The sequence below is a fragment of the Pseudomonas sp. LBUM1640 genome (genome assembly GCF_059716225.1).
On the sequence record NZ_CP166816.1, the window covers coordinates 1,988,492 to 2,003,776 of the forward strand.

The 15,285-nt window shown below is 61.3% G+C and carries 15 protein-coding genes; 11 read left to right on the forward strand and 4 right to left on the reverse strand.

Annotated elements, in window-relative coordinates:
• Positions 1 to 109: 109 nt before the first annotated feature.
• A complete protein-coding gene (locus ACA065_RS08905) occupies positions 110 to 442 on the forward strand; it encodes a ComEA family DNA-binding protein (protein ID WP_497694189.1) in 333 nt (110 codons plus the stop codon).
• 27 nt (positions 443 to 469) lie between these two features.
• Here ACA065_RS08905 and ACA065_RS08910 read toward each other — a convergent pair whose 3' ends face one another.
• Positions 470 to 1,048, reverse strand: coding sequence for a TetR/AcrR family transcriptional regulator (locus ACA065_RS08910; protein ID WP_497694190.1), 579 nt, complete (start codon positions 1,046 to 1,048; stop codon positions 470 to 472).
• 132 nt (positions 1,049 to 1,180) lie between these two features.
• On the opposite strand from ACA065_RS08910, the gene ACA065_RS08915 reads away from it, so the two are divergent.
• Together ACA065_RS08915 and ACA065_RS08920 are read left to right on the forward strand one after the other, a co-directional pair.
• On the forward strand, positions 1,181 to 1,819 hold the full coding sequence (locus tag ACA065_RS08915; protein WP_497694191.1) for a GntR family transcriptional regulator: 639 nt from the start codon (positions 1,181 to 1,183) through the stop codon (positions 1,817 to 1,819).
• 21 nt (positions 1,820 to 1,840) lie between these two features.
• On the forward strand, positions 1,841 to 2,689 hold the full coding sequence (locus tag ACA065_RS08920) for an urea carboxylase-associated family protein (protein WP_497694192.1): 849 nt from the start codon (positions 1,841 to 1,843) through the stop codon (positions 2,687 to 2,689).
• Positions 2,690 to 2,697: 8 nt separating this feature from the next.
• Here the strand turns inward: ACA065_RS08920 and ACA065_RS08925 are convergent, their stop codons facing one another.
• Both ACA065_RS08925 and eat read right to left on the reverse strand, forming a co-directional pair.
• Complete coding sequence (locus tag ACA065_RS08925; protein ID WP_083359476.1) at positions 2,698 to 2,865, reverse strand: DUF2897 family protein; 168 nt, start codon at positions 2,863 to 2,865, stop codon at positions 2,698 to 2,700.
• A gap of 109 nt (positions 2,866 to 2,974) precedes the next feature.
• Positions 2,975 to 4,339, reverse strand: a complete 1,365-nt coding sequence (eat, locus tag ACA065_RS08930; protein ID WP_497694193.1) for an ethanolamine permease — start codon at positions 4,337 to 4,339, stop codon at positions 2,975 to 2,977.
• A 413-nt stretch (positions 4,340 to 4,752) separates the two neighbouring features.
• Between eat and kdpF the strand changes: the two genes are divergently transcribed.
• From kdpF to ACA065_RS08960, 6 genes are all read left to right on the forward strand, one after another.
• Entirely contained in the window at positions 4,753 to 4,842 is a 90-nt protein-coding gene (gene kdpF / locus ACA065_RS08935) for a K(+)-transporting ATPase subunit F (RefSeq protein ID WP_003218754.1), read from the forward strand.
• 9 nt (positions 4,843 to 4,851) lie between these two features.
• A complete protein-coding gene (kdpA, locus tag ACA065_RS08940; protein ID WP_497694194.1) occupies positions 4,852 to 6,546 on the forward strand; it encodes a potassium-transporting ATPase subunit KdpA in 1,695 nt (564 codons plus the stop codon).
• Positions 6,547 to 6,557: 11 nt separating this feature from the next.
• Positions 6,558 to 8,615: a potassium-transporting ATPase subunit KdpB gene (gene kdpB, locus ACA065_RS08945; protein ID WP_497694195.1), complete on the forward strand. Its 2,058-nt coding sequence runs from the start codon at positions 6,558 to 6,560 to the stop codon at positions 8,613 to 8,615.
• Positions 8,616 to 8,753: 138 nt separating this feature from the next.
• Positions 8,754 to 9,299 carry a potassium-transporting ATPase subunit KdpC gene (gene kdpC / locus ACA065_RS08950; protein ID WP_497694196.1) on the forward strand — a complete coding sequence of 182 codons (546 nt, stop codon included), beginning with the start codon at positions 8,754 to 8,756 and terminating at the stop codon, positions 9,297 to 9,299.
• Positions 9,300 to 9,425: 126 nt separating this feature from the next.
• On the forward strand, positions 9,426 to 12,077 hold the full coding sequence (locus tag ACA065_RS08955; RefSeq protein WP_497694197.1) for a DUF4118 domain-containing protein: 2,652 nt from the start codon (positions 9,426 to 9,428) through the stop codon (positions 12,075 to 12,077).
• Between the two features lie 37 nt (positions 12,078 to 12,114).
• Positions 12,115 to 12,804 (forward strand): response regulator, encoded by a 690-nt coding sequence (locus ACA065_RS08960; RefSeq protein ID WP_053255124.1) that lies wholly within the window; start codon positions 12,115 to 12,117, stop codon positions 12,802 to 12,804.
• Positions 12,805 to 12,925: 121 nt separating this feature from the next.
• On the opposite strand, the gene ACA065_RS08965 is transcribed toward ACA065_RS08960, so the two are convergent.
• Positions 12,926 to 13,963: a patatin-like phospholipase family protein gene (locus tag ACA065_RS08965; protein ID WP_262207617.1), complete on the reverse strand. Its 1,038-nt coding sequence runs from the start codon at positions 13,961 to 13,963 to the stop codon at positions 12,926 to 12,928.
• A 216-nt stretch (positions 13,964 to 14,179) separates the two neighbouring features.
• Between ACA065_RS08965 and ACA065_RS08970 the strand changes: the two genes are divergently transcribed.
• Both ACA065_RS08970 and ACA065_RS08975 read left to right on the forward strand, forming a co-directional pair.
• Positions 14,180 to 14,458, forward strand: coding sequence for a hypothetical protein (locus tag ACA065_RS08970; RefSeq protein ID WP_010176194.1), 279 nt, complete (start codon positions 14,180 to 14,182; stop codon positions 14,456 to 14,458).
• A 44-nt stretch (positions 14,459 to 14,502) separates the two neighbouring features.
• On the forward strand, positions 14,503 to 15,264 hold the full coding sequence (locus tag ACA065_RS08975; protein ID WP_497694198.1) for a CHAD domain-containing protein: 762 nt from the start codon (positions 14,503 to 14,505) through the stop codon (positions 15,262 to 15,264).
• The last annotated feature ends 21 nt before the right edge of the window (positions 15,265 to 15,285 follow it).

The following is a 15,285-nucleotide window of genomic DNA, read 5'->3' on the forward strand; positions in this document are numbered from 1 at the left end:
TAACACCCTGTTACTCACCCACTTTTGACTCCCTCCAAACATCACCTACGTTAGAAGAAGCAGCTTAGGAAAGCTGCTTTTCTTCTACCGATGTCATGGAGCGTCACTAATGCAAAACACCTACATCTCTTCCCTGATCTTTGCTTTCCTCACCACGTTCTCAATTGCCGCTAACGCAGCACCCTCTATCAAACCCGAAGCTCCAACCCCCGTCACCGCGCAGGTGACCAAGGCAGAGCAATCCGCCAAGGTCAACCTGAACGCCGCCGACGCCGAAACCCTGCGTCGCGATCTCTTCGGCATCGGCGCTGCCAAGGCCAAGGCGATCATCGCTTACCGCGAAAGCAATGGCCCGTTCACGGCCGTGGATGAGTTGCTGGAAGTAAAAGGCATCGGCAAGGCGTTGCTGGAGAAGAACCGCGACAGGTTGGTTATCAATTGAGGATGTGAACGTTGCCAGGGAGGCCGGTCATTGACCGGCCTTTTGATCCTCTGAAACCTGCGCTTTCAAACGGGCGCGTACCACCTCCATGAGGCGTGTCGCCAACTGAGCACTCTCAACACTCCTGGCCAGTACCAGCGCGCCAACCAGTGTCGACATCATCACCAGGCTTTGTTCATCGGCATTCGCACTTCCAAGCGCCGCTTCGACCTGCTTCAACCGGGCGCCAAGTACTGCATCCGTGGTCGGACTCTGCTGGCCTCTGAGGCCAAGTTCCGAAGACATGGTCGGTAGCGGGCAGCCTTTATCCGGTGAGCGCTGGTGCCATTCAGACAGATAGCTGTCGATGAACGCATCCAACGGTCGTTCCTGGCTGAACAGCATTTCGCAATGCGCATCCAGTTCCGCAGCGGCAGCCTGCAGGGCTTTCTCTACCAGCTCGTCTTTGGATTTGAAATGTGCATAAAACCCGCCATGTGTGAGGTTCAGCGCTTTCATCAATGGCTGCAGGCCGGTGGCGCCAATACCGTCGCGGCGAAAGCGCACCGAGGCTTCCTTGATGATGCGTTGGTGGGTCTGGGCTTTATGGTCTGACGAATAACGCATAGGACTGCCTCGTGAACAAGCGCGGATTTTAACGGGTTACGCCCTTTTACACATCCAGACAACTCCCAACCGGGTTGGCATGAAAAGTGATTACATCTGGTTCAGTGATTGTTCAACAATCGTGAGGTGGTCATGACGCTCAGCTTGTCTTTAGCCGATCAGATTGCGCTTGAACTGCGTGCCGACATCATCGGTGGGCGGCTGTTGCCTGGAATGGCGCTGGTTGAGGCAGATCTGGTCAAGGCCTATAACGCCTCGCGCAATACAATCCGCGAGGCATTGCATCGTTTGGGGCAGGAGGGCCTCACACGCTACGTGCGCAACAAAGGTGTGATGGTGCGGCGACTGGAGCGAGACGAGGTGCGTGATCTGTTCGTCGTACGTCGCACACTTGAGTTGCAGGCCATCGCCCAGAGCGGCGCACTGACTGACGCTCAGGCCGAGCGCATGCAAAACGCCATTGAGGCCACCACGCTGGCTCGAGATCGTGAAGACTGGCGCGCCGTGGCGACGCACAGCTTGGTATTCCACCAGCAGATTGTCGGGCTGATGCGCAGCCCATTGTTCGATGAGTTTTTCGCCCAGGTCATTGCCCAGCTGCGCCTGGTGTTTTGTTCAGCCATGGATGAGCAACGTTTCCAGTCGCCCTGGTTGGAACGCGACCGCGAGATTTACGCGTTATTGGTCCAAGTGGATAAACCGGCGGCAGGTAAAGCGATGAGCCTGTACCTGGATGATTCGGAACGCCTGTCATTGGCCCTGTTTACCTAACCCTGATCGAGGAACTGCACGATGTACAAAGACTATCCGGCCGCTTATCAGGTCAGTAAAGGTTCGGCACTGCAGGTGGACACGGCGTTCTACGAGCGCATTCGTGGCCAGGCGGATAAACGCACGTTGATCGAGCAATTCGAAGTGCCGATTCGCACGGGGAGGGCGTGGAAAGTGCCGGCCGGGCATGTGTTCCGTGTCACCACGCCGGTGGGGCCGCAGGTCGGCGACTTCAATGTGTGGAACGCCAATGACCCGCGCGAACGCTTGTGGGCGGCGCGAACCCGTCAGTTGCAGGGCGCGCATGTCAGCACCCATGACCGGCTGTGGTCGAACCTGCCATTTCTGCGGCCTTTGGTCACCATCACTGATGACAGCTTGGCGAGCTACGGCATTGATGAGCATGGCGGGCGCCTGCATGATTTGCTTGGCACGCGTTGCGACCCGTATGTGAACCGCATGCTCACCGGTGAAGACTTTCATCACCATTGCCATTCAAACCTGACGCGCGCTGTACTGCCCTACGGCCTGACCGAATTTGATGTGCATGACGTGCTGAATATTTTCCAGTGCACCGGCCTCAACCACGACGACATGTACTTCATGAAAGCGTGCCCGGCGCAGAAGGGCGACTACCTGGAGTTTTTTGCCGAGATTGATTTACTGTGCGCCTTGTCGACGTGCCCGGGCGGGGACCTGTCGCTGCCCATGTGGGGGCCGGACGCGCAAGACCCGCTGACGGTCTGCCGCCCACTGGGCGTCGAGATTTATCGGTTGGAAGATGAGTTGCTCAAGGGCTGGAGCCAGCCCGAGCGTGCGGCCTATAAAGGCCAGCACGGGTTGCATATCGCGAAGGCGCAGTGGGAGTAGCGGCAGGTTCAGCGGTCCTGGGCGTCCTTTGAATCCGCCTGGGCGTTGCGCTCGGCCACGCGTTTGCGCTGTTCGTCGGTGAGTTCCACCTTGTTGGCGCTGTCACGCAGCATCAATAAACCACCGACGATCGAACCGATCGCGACCACTAAAATCAACCAGGCATACCACGGCATAGGGCTCTCCTTGAGGCAGCAAACCGTGGGGAAATTTCCCACGGTAATAGCTGCTTTGAGTAACGGGCTTTCTTAGTAGTTCATTGTAGGCCCGTTCCTGCTCAAGGTCTTAGAGTCCCGTCAACATCGCATCCGCCGGTGCGTCGGCACGGTCTTGCGCAGTCAGTTGGAAGTAGATAAAGCCCACCACCATAAAGCCCAGGAAGATCAGCCCGATCAGCGCGTTGAACCAGGCCATGGCCACCAGGCATACCACCGCCAGTACCAACGCAATGCCCGGCACAATCGGGTAGCCTGGGGCGCGGAAGGTGCGCTCCAGCAGCGGTTCAGTTTTGCGCAGTTTAAACAGGCTGAGCATGCTCATGATGTACATCACGATGGCACCGAACACCGCCATGGTGATCATCGCCGCCGTCAGTGTCATGCCGCCCAGGTTGATCAGGCCGTCGCTGTAGATGGCGGCGATACCGACCACGCCACCGGCGATGATTGCCCGGTGTGGTGTCTGAAAACGCGACAGTTTGGCGAGGAAAGACGGCAAGTAACCGGCGCGGGCCAGGGCGAAGAACTGGCGCGAATAGCCGAGGATGATGCCGTGGAAGCTCGCCACCAGGCCGAACAGGCCGATCCACACCAGCATGTGCAGCCAGCCGGAGCTGTCGCCCACCACGGCTTTCATGGCTTGCGGCAATGGGTCATTGATGTTCGACAGGGTGCGCCAGTCGCCTACGCCGCCGGCGAAGAACATCACGCCCATCGCCAGGATCACCAGCGTCAGGATGCCGCTGATGTAGGCTTTTGGAATGGTGCGCTTAGGGTCTTTCGCTTCCTCGGCCGCCATGGCTGCGCCTTCGATGGCGAGGAAGAACCAGATGGCAAAGGGAATCGCGGCAAACATCCCGGCAATGGCGGGCGCGCTGAAGGTGTCAGAACCGGCCCAGCCATTGAGGGCAAAATTACTGAAGCTGAACGCAGGCGCGACCACGCCCATGAACACCAGCAGCTCGGCGACGGCGAGCACGCACACCACCAGTTCGAAGGTGGCCGCGAGTTTCACGCCGAGAATATTCAAGCCCATGAACACGATGTAGGCGCCGACGGCCGCGTGTTTGGGGTCGAGTGCCGGAAACTGCACATTCAGGTAGGCCCCGATAGCCAAGGCGATGGCGGGCGGTGCAAAGACGAATTCGATCAACGTTGCGAGGCCGGCGATCAAGCCGCCTTTTTCGCCAAAGGCGCGACGGCTGTAGGCAAATGGCCCGCCCGCGTGAGGAATTGCGGTAGTTAGCTCGGTGAAGCTGAATATAAAGCAGGTATACATGGCGGCAACCATCAACGAAGTCACCAGAAAGCCCAATGTACCGGCCACGCCCCAGCCGTAGCTCCAGCCGAAGTATTCGCCGGAAATCACCAGCCCCACGGCAATGCCCCATAAATGCAAGGTGCCCAAGGTCGGTTTGAGTTGTGTGTTCATCGTGTTGCGCTCCCTGAACGGTTTGGAATATTTCAGAGTGTTGCAGCGGCCATGCCACTGCGCGATGCGGTGTCGTAAAGGCGCCGAACTGTCGTCAAGGGAATGGTTTGGCGTTTGAAAATTGCCAGCGTTGCACCAGATAGGGGCGGTGGCGACCTCACCGCCGCCATCGCGGGCAAGCCCGGCTCCCACATTTGATGAGCGCTCACCTGGGCAACTCGGTCCAGTGTGGGAGCCGGGCTTGCCCGCGATAAGGCCCACCCAGTCGCCGAAAACCCTCCTGTAAACCCCGCATAAAGCCACTCTTTACGCCGTCTTTACGCCCGGCCCCCACCGTCGCTCTCGTTCCTTTACGCCACTCCTGCGGACAATTGCCCTACACGCGGCAATCGCCGCAAAACGGAGAGACTTCCATGAGCGTTCTGGACGGGGTGTCACTGCTATTGGCCGTGGCGCTGTTCATTTATCTGCTGGTTGCGCTGTTACGCGCGGATCGGAACTAGGAGCAGGCTATGCACAGTTATGACTATTGGCTGATCATCGCCTTCTTTGCCGTGGTGCTGGTGCCGGCGCCGTTTCTGGGGCGGTTCTATTACAAGGTGATGGAAGGCCAGCGCACCTGGCTCACGCCGGTGTTCGGGCCCGTCGAGCGCGCCTGTTATCGCCTGTCGGGTGTAGACGAGCATCAGGAACAGAGCTGGCAGAAGTACATGCTGGCGCTGCTGGCGTTCAACCTGGCGGGTTTTGTGTTGCTGTTCGCGATCCTGCTGTTCCAGGAATATCTCCCACTGAACCCGCAGAAATTGCCGGGCCAGGAATGGACCCTGGCCTTCAACACCGCGGTCAGTTTCATGTCCAACACCAACTGGCAGAACTACAGCGGTGAGGCGTCCCTGAGCTACCTTAGCCAGATGGTCGGCCTGACCGTGCAGAACTTCCTCAGTGCTGCCACCGGCCTGGCCGTGCTGGTCGCGCTGTGCCGTGGTATCGGGCGTAAATCCACCAAGACCTTGGGCAACTTCTGGGTCGACATGACCCGCGCTACCCTCTATGGCCTGCTGCCGATGTGCCTGGTGTTTGCACTGTTCCTGGTGTGGCAGGGCGTACCGCAAACCTTCGCTCACTATGTGAACGCCGTGACGATGCAGGGCGTTGACCAAGTGATCCCACTGGGCCCGGCGGCCAGCCAGATTGCAATCAAGCAACTGGGCACCAACGGTGGCGGTTTCTTCGGCGTTAACTCGGCGCACCCGTTTGAAAACCCGACTGCGTGGGCCAACCTGTTCGAGTTATCGGCGATCATCCTGATCCCGGTGGCGCTGGTGTTCACCTTCGGCCACTACGTGAAAGACCTGCGTCAGAGCCGGGCGATCCTCGGCTGCATGCTGGCCCTGTTCCTGATCGGCGGCGCGACCTCGCTATGGGCCGAATACCAGCCCAACCCGACGCTGAACAATCCCGCCGTTGAGCAGAGCGCACCGCTGGAAGGTAAAGAAGCGCGCTTCGGCACCACCGGCACAGTGTTGTGGTCGGTGGCCACCACGGCAGCGTCCAACGGTTCGGTCAACGGCATGCACGACAGCCTGAACCCGCTGAGCGGCATGGTGGCACTGGTCAACATGATGGTCGGCGAAGTGATCTTCGGCGGCGTCGGCGCCGGTATGTACGGCATGTTGCTCAACGTGTTGATCGCAGTGTTCCTCGCCGGCTTGATGATCGGTCGCACCCCGGAATACCTGGGCAAGAAGCTGCAGGCCAAGGAAGTGCAATTGCTGGTGGTGACCTTGCTGGTCATGCCGGTGGGCACGCTGGTGCTGGGCGCCATCGCCGCCAGCCTGCCTGGCCCGGCGGGCGCCATCAGCAACCCCGGCCCGCACGGTTTCAGCCAGTTGCTGTACGCCTACACCTCGGCCAGTGCCAACAACGGTTCGGCGTTCGGCGGCTTCAGTGCCAACACCACGTTCCACAACCTGATGATGAGCCTGGGCATGTTGATCGGCCGCTTCGGCTACATCCTTCCGGTACTGGCCCTGGCCGGCAGCCTGGCGATGAAAAAGACCGCACCGATTGGCCAGAACAGCTTCCCCACCCATGGCCCGCTGTTCGTGACCCTGTTGACCGTGACCATTTTGCTGGTGGGCGGCCTGACCTTCCTGCCGACACTGGCACTGGGCCCTATTGCTGAACATCTGAGCATGGGCTTCTGAGGGATATGAAAATGAATATGCCTGCAAAAAATGCGGCCCCTGTGACAACCCAGGAACCCGCCAAAACCGCCATTTCCGCCCTGTGGCGCCCGGCGTTGGGCCAAGCGTTCGTCAAGCTGGACCCGCGTCAGTTGCAACGCTCGCCGGTGATGCTGGTGGTCGAACTGACCGCTATCCTCACCACCGTGCTGTGCTTTGTGCCCGACATCAACGTGCCCACTTTTGTCTCTGTGCAAATTGCGGTGTGGCTGTGGTTCACCGTGCTGTTCGCCAACTTCGCCGAAGCCTTGGCCGAAGGTCGTGGCAAGGCCCGCGCCGACAGCCTCAAGGCCGGTAGCGAAGGCCTCAGCGCACGCCGCAAAGAGGCTGACGGCAGCTTCAAGGTCGTGCCGGCCACCAGCCTGCGTAAAGGCGACGTGGTGCGTGTTGCCGCCGGGGAAATGATCCCCGGTGACGGCGAGGTCATCGAAGGCATTGCAGCGGTAAACGAAGCGGCGATCACCGGCGAATCCGCGCCAGTGATCCGTGAGTCCGGCGGCGACCGTTCCGCCGTGACCGGCAACACCCGTCTGGTGTCGGACTGGCTGCTGATCCGCATCACCGTCAACCCGGGCGAGTCCACGCTGGACCGCATGATCGCCTTGGTGGAAGGCGCCAAACGCCAGAAAACCCCCAACGAAGTCGCGCTGGATATCCTGCTGATCGGCCTGACCCTGATCTTCCTGCTGGTGGTGGTCACCCTGCAGCCGTTCGCCCACTTCGCCAATGGCAGCCTGCCGCTGGTGTTCCTGGTCGCACTGCTGGTGACGCTGATTCCTACCACCATCGGCGGCCTGCTGTCGGCCATCGGTATCGCCGGTATGGACCGCCTGGTGCGCCTGAATGTGATCGCTAAATCCGGCCGCGCCGTGGAAGCAGCGGGTGACGTGCATGTGTTGCTGCTGGATAAAACCGGCACCATCACCTTCGGTAACCGTCGCTGCGCAGCGGTGATCGCGGCGCCTGGCGTCAGCGGTCGGGACTTGGCAGAAGGCGCATTGTTGGCATCGCTGGCCGATGACACGGCGGAAGGTAAATCCATCGTCGAATACTTGCGCGCCTTGCACCCTCAGGCCGAGCCGACCCTGGACCAACTGACCTCGGTGCCCTTCAGTGCTGAAACACGTTTGTCCGGTGTCGACTACCAAGGCCGTGTGTTCCGTAAAGGCGCGGTCGATTCGCTGCTGGCGTTTATCGGCCAACAACGTCGCGACCTGCAGCCTGCGCTGTCGCGGGAAATCGACAAGATCGCCCAAAGCGGCGGCACACCGTTGCTGGTGTGCGCCGACGGCAAATTGCTCGGCGCGATCCATTTGAAAGACGTGGTCAAGCCTGGCATCCGTGAACGTTTTGCCGAGCTGCGCAAACTGGGGATTCGCACCGTGATGGTGACGGGCGACAACCCGCTGACCGCTGCGGCGATTGCTGCCGAAGCCGGCGTGGATGACGTGCTGGCCGAAGCCACCCCGGAGAAAAAACTCGCACGCATTCGTCACGAACAGAACGACGGTCGCCTGGTTGCGATGTGCGGCGACGGTGCAAACGATGCCCCGGCACTGGCCCAGGCTGACGTCGGCATGGCGATGAACGACGGTACTCAAGCCGCTCGCGAAGCCGCCAACATGGTCGACCTCGACAGCGACCCGACCAAGCTGCTGGACGTGGTGCAGATTGGCAAGGAACTGCTGGTGACTCGCGGCGCACTGACCACGTTTTCCATCGCCAACGACGTGGCCAAGTACTTCGCGATCCTGCCAGCGCTGTTCGCCTCGATCTACCCGCAACTGGGTGTGCTCAACGTGATGCACTTGCAGAGCCCGCAGAGCGCGATCCTCTCGGCCATCGTGTTCAACGCGCTGATCATTGTGGTGCTGATTCCCCTGGCGCTGCGCGGTGTGCGTGTGCAGGCGGCGAGTGCGGCGGCGTTGCTGCGTCGCAACCTGCTGATCTACGGGCTGGGCGGGATCCTGGTGCCATTCGTGGGCATCAAGGCGATCGACATGCTGCTGACGGCGCTGCACCTGGTGTAACTGATCCGCACTTTTTGTGGCGAGGGAGCTTGCTCCCGCTGGACCGCGCAGCGGTCCCACGTTCTACGGCCGCTACGCAGCCGAACGGGAGCAAGCTCCCTCGCCACATTGATTTCTCGATTTATTGAGGATTTGAAGATGACTAACATGATCCGCCCGGCCCTGAGCCTGCTGGTACTCATGACCCTGATCACCGGCGTCGCCTACCCATTGGTCGTCACCGGTGTCGCGCAAGTCGCCTTTCCTGACCAGGCCAACGGCAGCCTGGTGCGTGATGCCGACGGCAAAGTGCGCGGCTCCAGCCTGATCGCCCAGGATTTTACCGGTGACAGCTGGTTCCATCCGCGCCCATCGGCCGGCGCGTTTGCGACGGTTTCCAGCGGCGCGAGTAACCTGGGCCCGAGCAACCCGGCGCTGGCCACGCGCATTTTTGATGATGCCAACAAGCAGTTGGTGCCAGCCCAGGGGCCCGTGCCTTTGGCATCACTGACTACCTCCGGCAGCGGTCTTGATCCACACTTGCCACCACCGGCAATTGCCTATCAACTGGCGCGAGTGGCAGCCGCACGGAATATGCCGGTGGCGACCCTGCAGCGCTTGCTGGATGAGCACATCGAAAGCCCGTTGGTGGGGCCGCCTGTTGTGAATGTGTTGGCGCTGAACATGGCGCTGGAAAAGTTGTAAGCAGTGATGCCGCCATCGCGGGCAAGCCCGGCTCCCACAGGGGAATGCATTCCAACTGTGGGAGCGGGCTTGCCCGCGATGGCGGCCTGAAGGACTCCAAATAAACACCTGAAGGAACCGCAAAGCATGAGCGACTCCGGCCGCGCCGATGCCCTGTTAGCCGATCTGCCCCGGGACGGCCGTGGCCGGCTCAAAGTCTTCCTCGGCGCCGCGCCGGGTGTGGGCAAGACCTACGCCATGCTCCAGGCCGCCCACACCCAGCTGCGCCAGGGCGTGCGCCTGATCGCTGGCGTGGTCGAAACCCACGGCCGCGCCGAGACCGAGGCTTTGCTCAGCGGCTTGCCGCAACAACCGTTGGTGCGTACCGAATACCGCGGTGTGATGCTTGAAGAAATGGACCTCGACGGCCTGCTCGCCGCCAAGCCCCAGCTGGTGCTGGTCGACGAACTGGCCCACAGCAACGCCCCCGGCAGCCGTCATGAAAAGCGCTGGCAAGACATCCAGGAGCTGCTCGCCGCCGGCATCAACGTGTTCACCACGGTCAACGTCCAGCACCTGGAAAGCCTCAACGATCAGGTGCGCGGCATCACCGGCGTGCAAGTGCGCGAAACCCTGCCGGATTGGGTGCTGCAAGAGGCCGACGAGCTGTTGCTGATCGACCTGCCATCGCGCGAACTCCTCGAACGCCTGCGTGACGGCAAGGTGTATGTGCCCGAACAGGCGCGCGCGGCCATCGATGCGTTTTTCACCCAGACCAACCTGATGGCCCTGCGCGAGCTGGCGATGCAGACCGCCGCCGCCCACGTCGATGACGATTTGGCCCAAGGCTACCGGCAACTCGGCCAGGCTGCGCCAGCGGTACGTGGTCGCTTGCTGGTGGGCGTGGACGGCGATGCGCAGGCCGAACGCCTGGTGCGGCATGCCAGCCGCGTGGCCCAGCGTCGGCATTTGCCCTGGAGCCTGGTGCATATCGATAACGGCCGCGCGCGCGATGAGCAATCGCGCCTGCGCCTGCAAAACGCCCAGCAACTGGCTGAGCGGCTGGGCGGCGAAGTGGTGTTGCTGCGGGCCGGGGAGGTGGCGAAAACGCTGATCCAGCACGCCGCCGAACGCCGCGCCAGCCTGTTGCTGGTGGGGCAGTCGCGCATGCGTTGGCGCCGCCGGTTGTTCGGCGGCGGCCTGGCGGCGCGCTTGCTGCGCAATGCGCGCGGTTTGGAGATCAACGTCCTCGACAGCGACGATATGCCTGCACCGCCGCGTTTGCCGGATGTGCGCGGGCTGGTGTGGTTCGACTACGGCCTGGCGGTGGTCGCGACCTTCGTGGCGGCGGCGCTGGCCTGGGCGGTGGCCAGCGTGTTGCCGCTGCCGAATATCTCCCTGGTGTTTCTCGCCGCGGTATTGCTGGTCGGTGTGCGCAGCAGCCTGGGGCCGTCCCTGGTGTGTGCGGCGCTGTCGTTCCTGACTTACGACTTTCTGTTTATCCCGCCGAGTTTCTCCTTCGCCATCCAGCGTGAAGAAGATGTACTGACCCTGTTGTTCTTCCTGTTGATGGCGGCGTTGACCGGTAACCTGGCCGCGCGTCAGCGTCGGCAGCTGCAGGCCTTGCGCGATACCCAGGAAGAAACCAGCGAACTGCTCGACCTGTCGCGCAAACTCACTGCCGCCACCGATCGCCAGGCAGTGATCAGCGCGGCGGCGCATCACCTGGAAGGCTGGAGCGATTTGGATCTGTGCCTGGTCAATCGTGACAGCCAGGGTGACTGGAAGGTCGAGACCGGTTCCGCGCTGAACCTCACTGAATCCGAACGCGCCGCCGCCGATTGGGCCTGGCAGCATGATCAACCGGCCGGCATGGGCACCGGCACCTTGCCGTTCGGGCGTTGGTGGTGGTGGCCGCTGTCGGGTGAGGAGGGGCCATTGGGCTTGCTTGGTGTGAGCCCCAAGCCGGGCCTGGAATTGAGCGGCCAGCGCCGTCGTTTGCTCACCGCATTGAGTCAGCCGCTGGCCCAGGCGTTGGCGCGGGCGCAATTGGCGCAGGAGCTGGAATCTGCACGTCTGCACGGCGAGACCGAACAACTGCGCAGCGCCTTGCTCGCTTCGGTGTCGCATGATTTGCGCACGCCGCTGACCTCCATGCGCGGCAGCATCGACAGCCTGTTGGCGCTGGGCGAAGCCATCCCTTTGGAGGATCGTCGCGAATTACTTGAAGGCACCCGCGATGAAGCTGAGCGCCTCGACCGCTATATCCAGAACCTGCTCGACATGACGCGCCTGGGCCACGGCGCCCTGAAACTGGCGCGCGACTGGGTCTCTCCGGGTGATATTGTCGGCAGCGCCCTCGGCCGTTTGCGCGCGGTGCTGGCGCCGTTGCAGGTCCAGACTGATGTGCCTGCAGAGTTGCCTTTGCTGTATGTGCACGCCGCGCTGATCGAGCAGGCGCTGGTTAATGTGCTGGAAAACGCCGCGCGTTTTTCACCCGCCCAAGGCCGTTTGGAGGTGAGCGCGGGCGTGGCGGATGACCAACTGTTTTTCGCCGTGGCCGATGAGGGGCCTGGAATTCCCGAAGACGAGCGTGCGAAGATTTTCGATATGTTCTACACCGCCGCCCGGGGTGACCGCGGCGGGCAGGGCACGGGCCTTGGCCTGGCCATCTGCCAGGGCATGGTCGGTGCCCACGGTGGGCGTATCAGCGTCGCCGACGGCATTGACGGGCGGGGCACGTGCATCACCTTGTTCCTGCCGTTGCCGACTCAACCTGGCCTGGAACGCGAGGCTTGAGCTACCCTCTTTTTTTCACGGATTTTGATTGGACACCATGAGCCAGACCGCGACGATTTTAGTCATTGATGACGAACCGCAGATTCGCAAATTCCTGCGCATCAGCCTGGCCTCCCAGGGCTACAAGGTGATCGAGGCCGGCACCGGCAACGAAGGCCTGGCCCAGGCGGCATTGAGCAAACCGGATTTGCTGGTGCTCGACCTCGGTCTGCCTGACATGGACGGCCAGCAAGTGCTGCGCGAGTTTCGCGAATGGTCGACCGTGCCGGTACTGGTGCTGTCGGTGCGCGCCAGCGAGGTGCAGAAAGTCGAAGCCCTGGACAGCGGCGCCAACGATTACGTGACCAAACCTTTCGGCATCCAGGAATTTCTCGCCCGCGTTCGCGCGTTACTGCGCCAGGCTCCGGCGGGGGAGGCTCAGGAGGCCGCCTTGAGTTTTGGCCCGCTGACGGTAGACCTGGCTTATCGCCGAGTGCTGCTGGACGGTGTCGAGGTGGCGCTGACCCGCAAGGAGTACGCGGTGCTGGCGCAATTGGCGCGGCATCCGGGCCGGGTGATTACCCAGCAACAACTGCTCAAGGATATCTGGGGGCCGACCCACACAGAAGACAGTCACTACCTGCGCATTGTGGTGGGGCATTTGCGCCAGAAGCTGGCGGATGACCCGACTCAGCCTAGGTTTATTGTGACCGAGGCGGGTGTGGGGTATCGGTTGTTGAATGCCTGAAATTATCTGTGCCTGAACCGGCCTCTTCGCAGGCAAGCCAGCTCCCACATTTTGAATGTATTCACCTATCGAAGGTGGGAGCTGGCTGCCTGCGATGGGGACCTCAGCCCCACCCAAAATTTCAACCCTGCTCACTCTCATACTTGTCCAAGGTATCCCTGGCAATCTCCCGCCCCAGCGCGATCAACTCCGGCGCCTTGTAAAATTCGAAAAATCGGCACACGCGCTTCGGCACGTTGATCAACACATCGGGCGGGTACCCGGCGATCTTGTATTGCGCCAGCGACGTCTGCATCACCTCGAAACTCTGGTTGATCAGGTCCAGCAGCGACGCTGGCCCGACGTTGTCGATGATGAACGAACCGGTCGCCGACTTCGGCGCCCCGGCTTTTTCCGGTGCGGCGGCGGGTTGTTGGGATTCGGGTTCAGCCGATTCCAACCAAGGGTTGATCTCCGCCGTCTGGGCGTGCAAGGCCTCCTGCTCCAGCTTCATTAACTGTTCGGCTTGTTTGCGTCGAAACGGCAGGTGTGAACCCAGTGACTTGGCCAAGCTGTTGAAGCGGCTCTTGAACGCTGGCGGGCGCTGGATCACTGGCAGTTGGTAGTGTTTTTGATTGGTGGCGTTGAGGTTGACGGCAATGATCAAGTCGCAGTGGCTCGACACCACGGGCACGATCGGCAGCGGGTTGAGCAGGCCACCGTCGACCAGCATGCGGTTGCCCTGCATCACCGGCGTGAACAGGCTGGGTATCGCCGCTGACGCGCGCATGGCCTGGTGCAGGCAGCCTTCCTGAAACCAGATTTCCTGCTGGTTGGTCAGGTCGGTCGCGACGGCAGTGTAGGGAATGCGCAGCTCTTCGATATTGATCTCGCCGACGATCTTGCGGATTTGCCCGAAGACTTTTTCGCCGCGAATGGCCCCCAGGCGAAAACTCACGTCGACCAGGCGCAGCACATCCAGGTAGTCGAGGCTTTCGATCCAGTTTCGATACTCATCCAGTTTGCCGGCGGCGTAGATCCCGCCCACGACTGCGCCCATGGAGCAACCGGCGATACAGGCGATGTCATAGCCGCGCCGCTCGATCTCCTCAATCACGCCGATATGGGCGTAGCCCCTGGCTCCGCCGGAGCCCAGCACCAAGGCAACACGCTTCTTCATGGTCCATATCCTTCCCAAGGCAGGTGCTCACAATGCACCTATTGAGGGGACGGCTTCAATGTTCGCTGCACCTCGTAATATTTTTCCAGAATAGTGAGTAGGCTCGGGTATGCTCTGCCCATAGGCGCTTCTGATTTCAGGCGGTGGACAAGGCACTTTTCCTTGTAGGCAACGTCTACACCGTACGACTGTTTTTCTTTTCTTGAGGTGTCATTGATGAAAGCCTGGATGTGTGTACCTGTGATCGTGTTGGCCCTGGCCGGTTGTGCCGGGAAAACCGCTTACCGCGATAGCTGTGGCACGCAATTGGATGCGGCATGGCATGAGCTGGACTTGGCCAAGGCCGAAGGTTTTGCCGGCACCGTGAGCTACTCTAAGGCCTTGTCCTTGTTGACGGGTGCCAAGACCCAGCAGCAATTCGAAGCGTTTGAAGGCTGCTCCAACAAAGCCGAGAAAGCGCGGTTCTATATTCGCGAGTCGCGCGCCGGGCGTTAAGTTGTAGCGGCAGGCGGGATTTTTTATCGTCAAGGGAGCAAGGAATGTCAGCTTTGGTCGATCAGTTAGTCGCTCAGGTCATTGGCCTGGAAGTAGGGTTACTGAGCTGCCAGGCTCGCCTGGCCGCTGTCACCGACGACGAAGCCTTGCACGACCTGCGCACGACCGTGCGGCGCCTGCGCAGCTTACTGCGCCCCTTGCGTGGCTTGCCAGGTGTGGAGCAGCTCGAATTGGCCGCCAGCACGGTCGGCCAATTGACCACGCCCCTACGCGACCGCGAGGTCCTGGCCGCTTACCTGCATCAGCACGGCTATCACGAAGCGGCTGATCGGCGCCTGCGCCTGCAACCCGATGCTTATCGCCACGTGGCGCAAAGCCCGGAAGTGGCGCACTTGCTGCTGATCCTCGATGCATTCCCACGTTTTATCCGCGCCTCCCAACACCAGAAATTACTCAAGGGCCTGCGCCCGCGCATCGAAAAGCGTCTGGCCAAGCAGTGGCACACACTTGATGACGCGCTGAAAGACCCGAACCACGATCGCCACCGTCTGCGCTTGCTGATCAAGCGCGTGCGCTACGCCGCCGAGGCTTATCCGGAGCTGAACAAACTCCCTGCCAAGGCCATCTCGCGCCTGAAACAAGCCCAAGGCGCGCTGGGTGATTGGCACGACTGCTGGCAGTGGCTGGCCCAGGCCGGGCACCAGCCGGACTTGCAGCCGTGCGTGCCTGTATGGCATCGCACCATGGCCAAGGCTGAAGGCCAGGCCGATCGGGTGCTGGACAAACTCAGCGCGGATTGTTTCTAAGCCGGTCCGGTTTTTGGCCGG

Excerpts from the sequence above, each read along its gene's own strand:
- ACA065_RS08905 (WP_497694189.1), top strand. The coding sequence starts at position 110 with ATGCAAAACACCTACATCTCTTCCCTGATCTTTGCTTTCCTCACCACG.
- ACA065_RS08910 (WP_497694190.1), bottom strand. The coding sequence starts at position 1,048 with ATGCGTTATTCGTCAGACCATAAAGCCCAGACCCACCAACGCATCATC.
- ACA065_RS08915 (WP_497694191.1), top strand. The coding sequence starts at position 1,181 with ATGACGCTCAGCTTGTCTTTAGCCGATCAGATTGCGCTTGAACTGCGT.
- ACA065_RS08920 (WP_497694192.1), top strand. The coding sequence starts at position 1,841 with ATGTACAAAGACTATCCGGCCGCTTATCAGGTCAGTAAAGGTTCGGCA.
- ACA065_RS08925 (WP_083359476.1), bottom strand. The coding sequence starts at position 2,865 with ATGCCGTGGTATGCCTGGTTGATTTTAGTGGTCGCGATCGGTTCGATC.
- eat (WP_497694193.1), bottom strand. The coding sequence starts at position 4,339 with ATGAACACACAACTCAAACCGACCTTGGGCACCTTGCATTTATGGGGC.
- kdpF (WP_003218754.1), top strand. The coding sequence starts at position 4,753 with ATGAGCGTTCTGGACGGGGTGTCACTGCTATTGGCCGTGGCGCTGTTC.
- kdpA (WP_497694194.1), top strand. The coding sequence starts at position 4,852 with ATGCACAGTTATGACTATTGGCTGATCATCGCCTTCTTTGCCGTGGTG.
- kdpB (WP_497694195.1), top strand. The coding sequence starts at position 6,558 with ATGAATATGCCTGCAAAAAATGCGGCCCCTGTGACAACCCAGGAACCC.
- kdpC (WP_497694196.1), top strand. The coding sequence starts at position 8,754 with ATGACTAACATGATCCGCCCGGCCCTGAGCCTGCTGGTACTCATGACC.
- ACA065_RS08955 (WP_497694197.1), top strand. The coding sequence starts at position 9,426 with ATGAGCGACTCCGGCCGCGCCGATGCCCTGTTAGCCGATCTGCCCCGG.
- ACA065_RS08960 (WP_053255124.1), top strand. The coding sequence starts at position 12,115 with ATGAGCCAGACCGCGACGATTTTAGTCATTGATGACGAACCGCAGATT.
- ACA065_RS08965 (WP_262207617.1), bottom strand. The coding sequence starts at position 13,963 with ATGAAGAAGCGTGTTGCCTTGGTGCTGGGCTCCGGCGGAGCCAGGGGC.
- ACA065_RS08970 (WP_010176194.1), top strand. The coding sequence starts at position 14,180 with ATGAAAGCCTGGATGTGTGTACCTGTGATCGTGTTGGCCCTGGCCGGT.
- ACA065_RS08975 (WP_497694198.1), top strand. The coding sequence starts at position 14,503 with ATGTCAGCTTTGGTCGATCAGTTAGTCGCTCAGGTCATTGGCCTGGAA.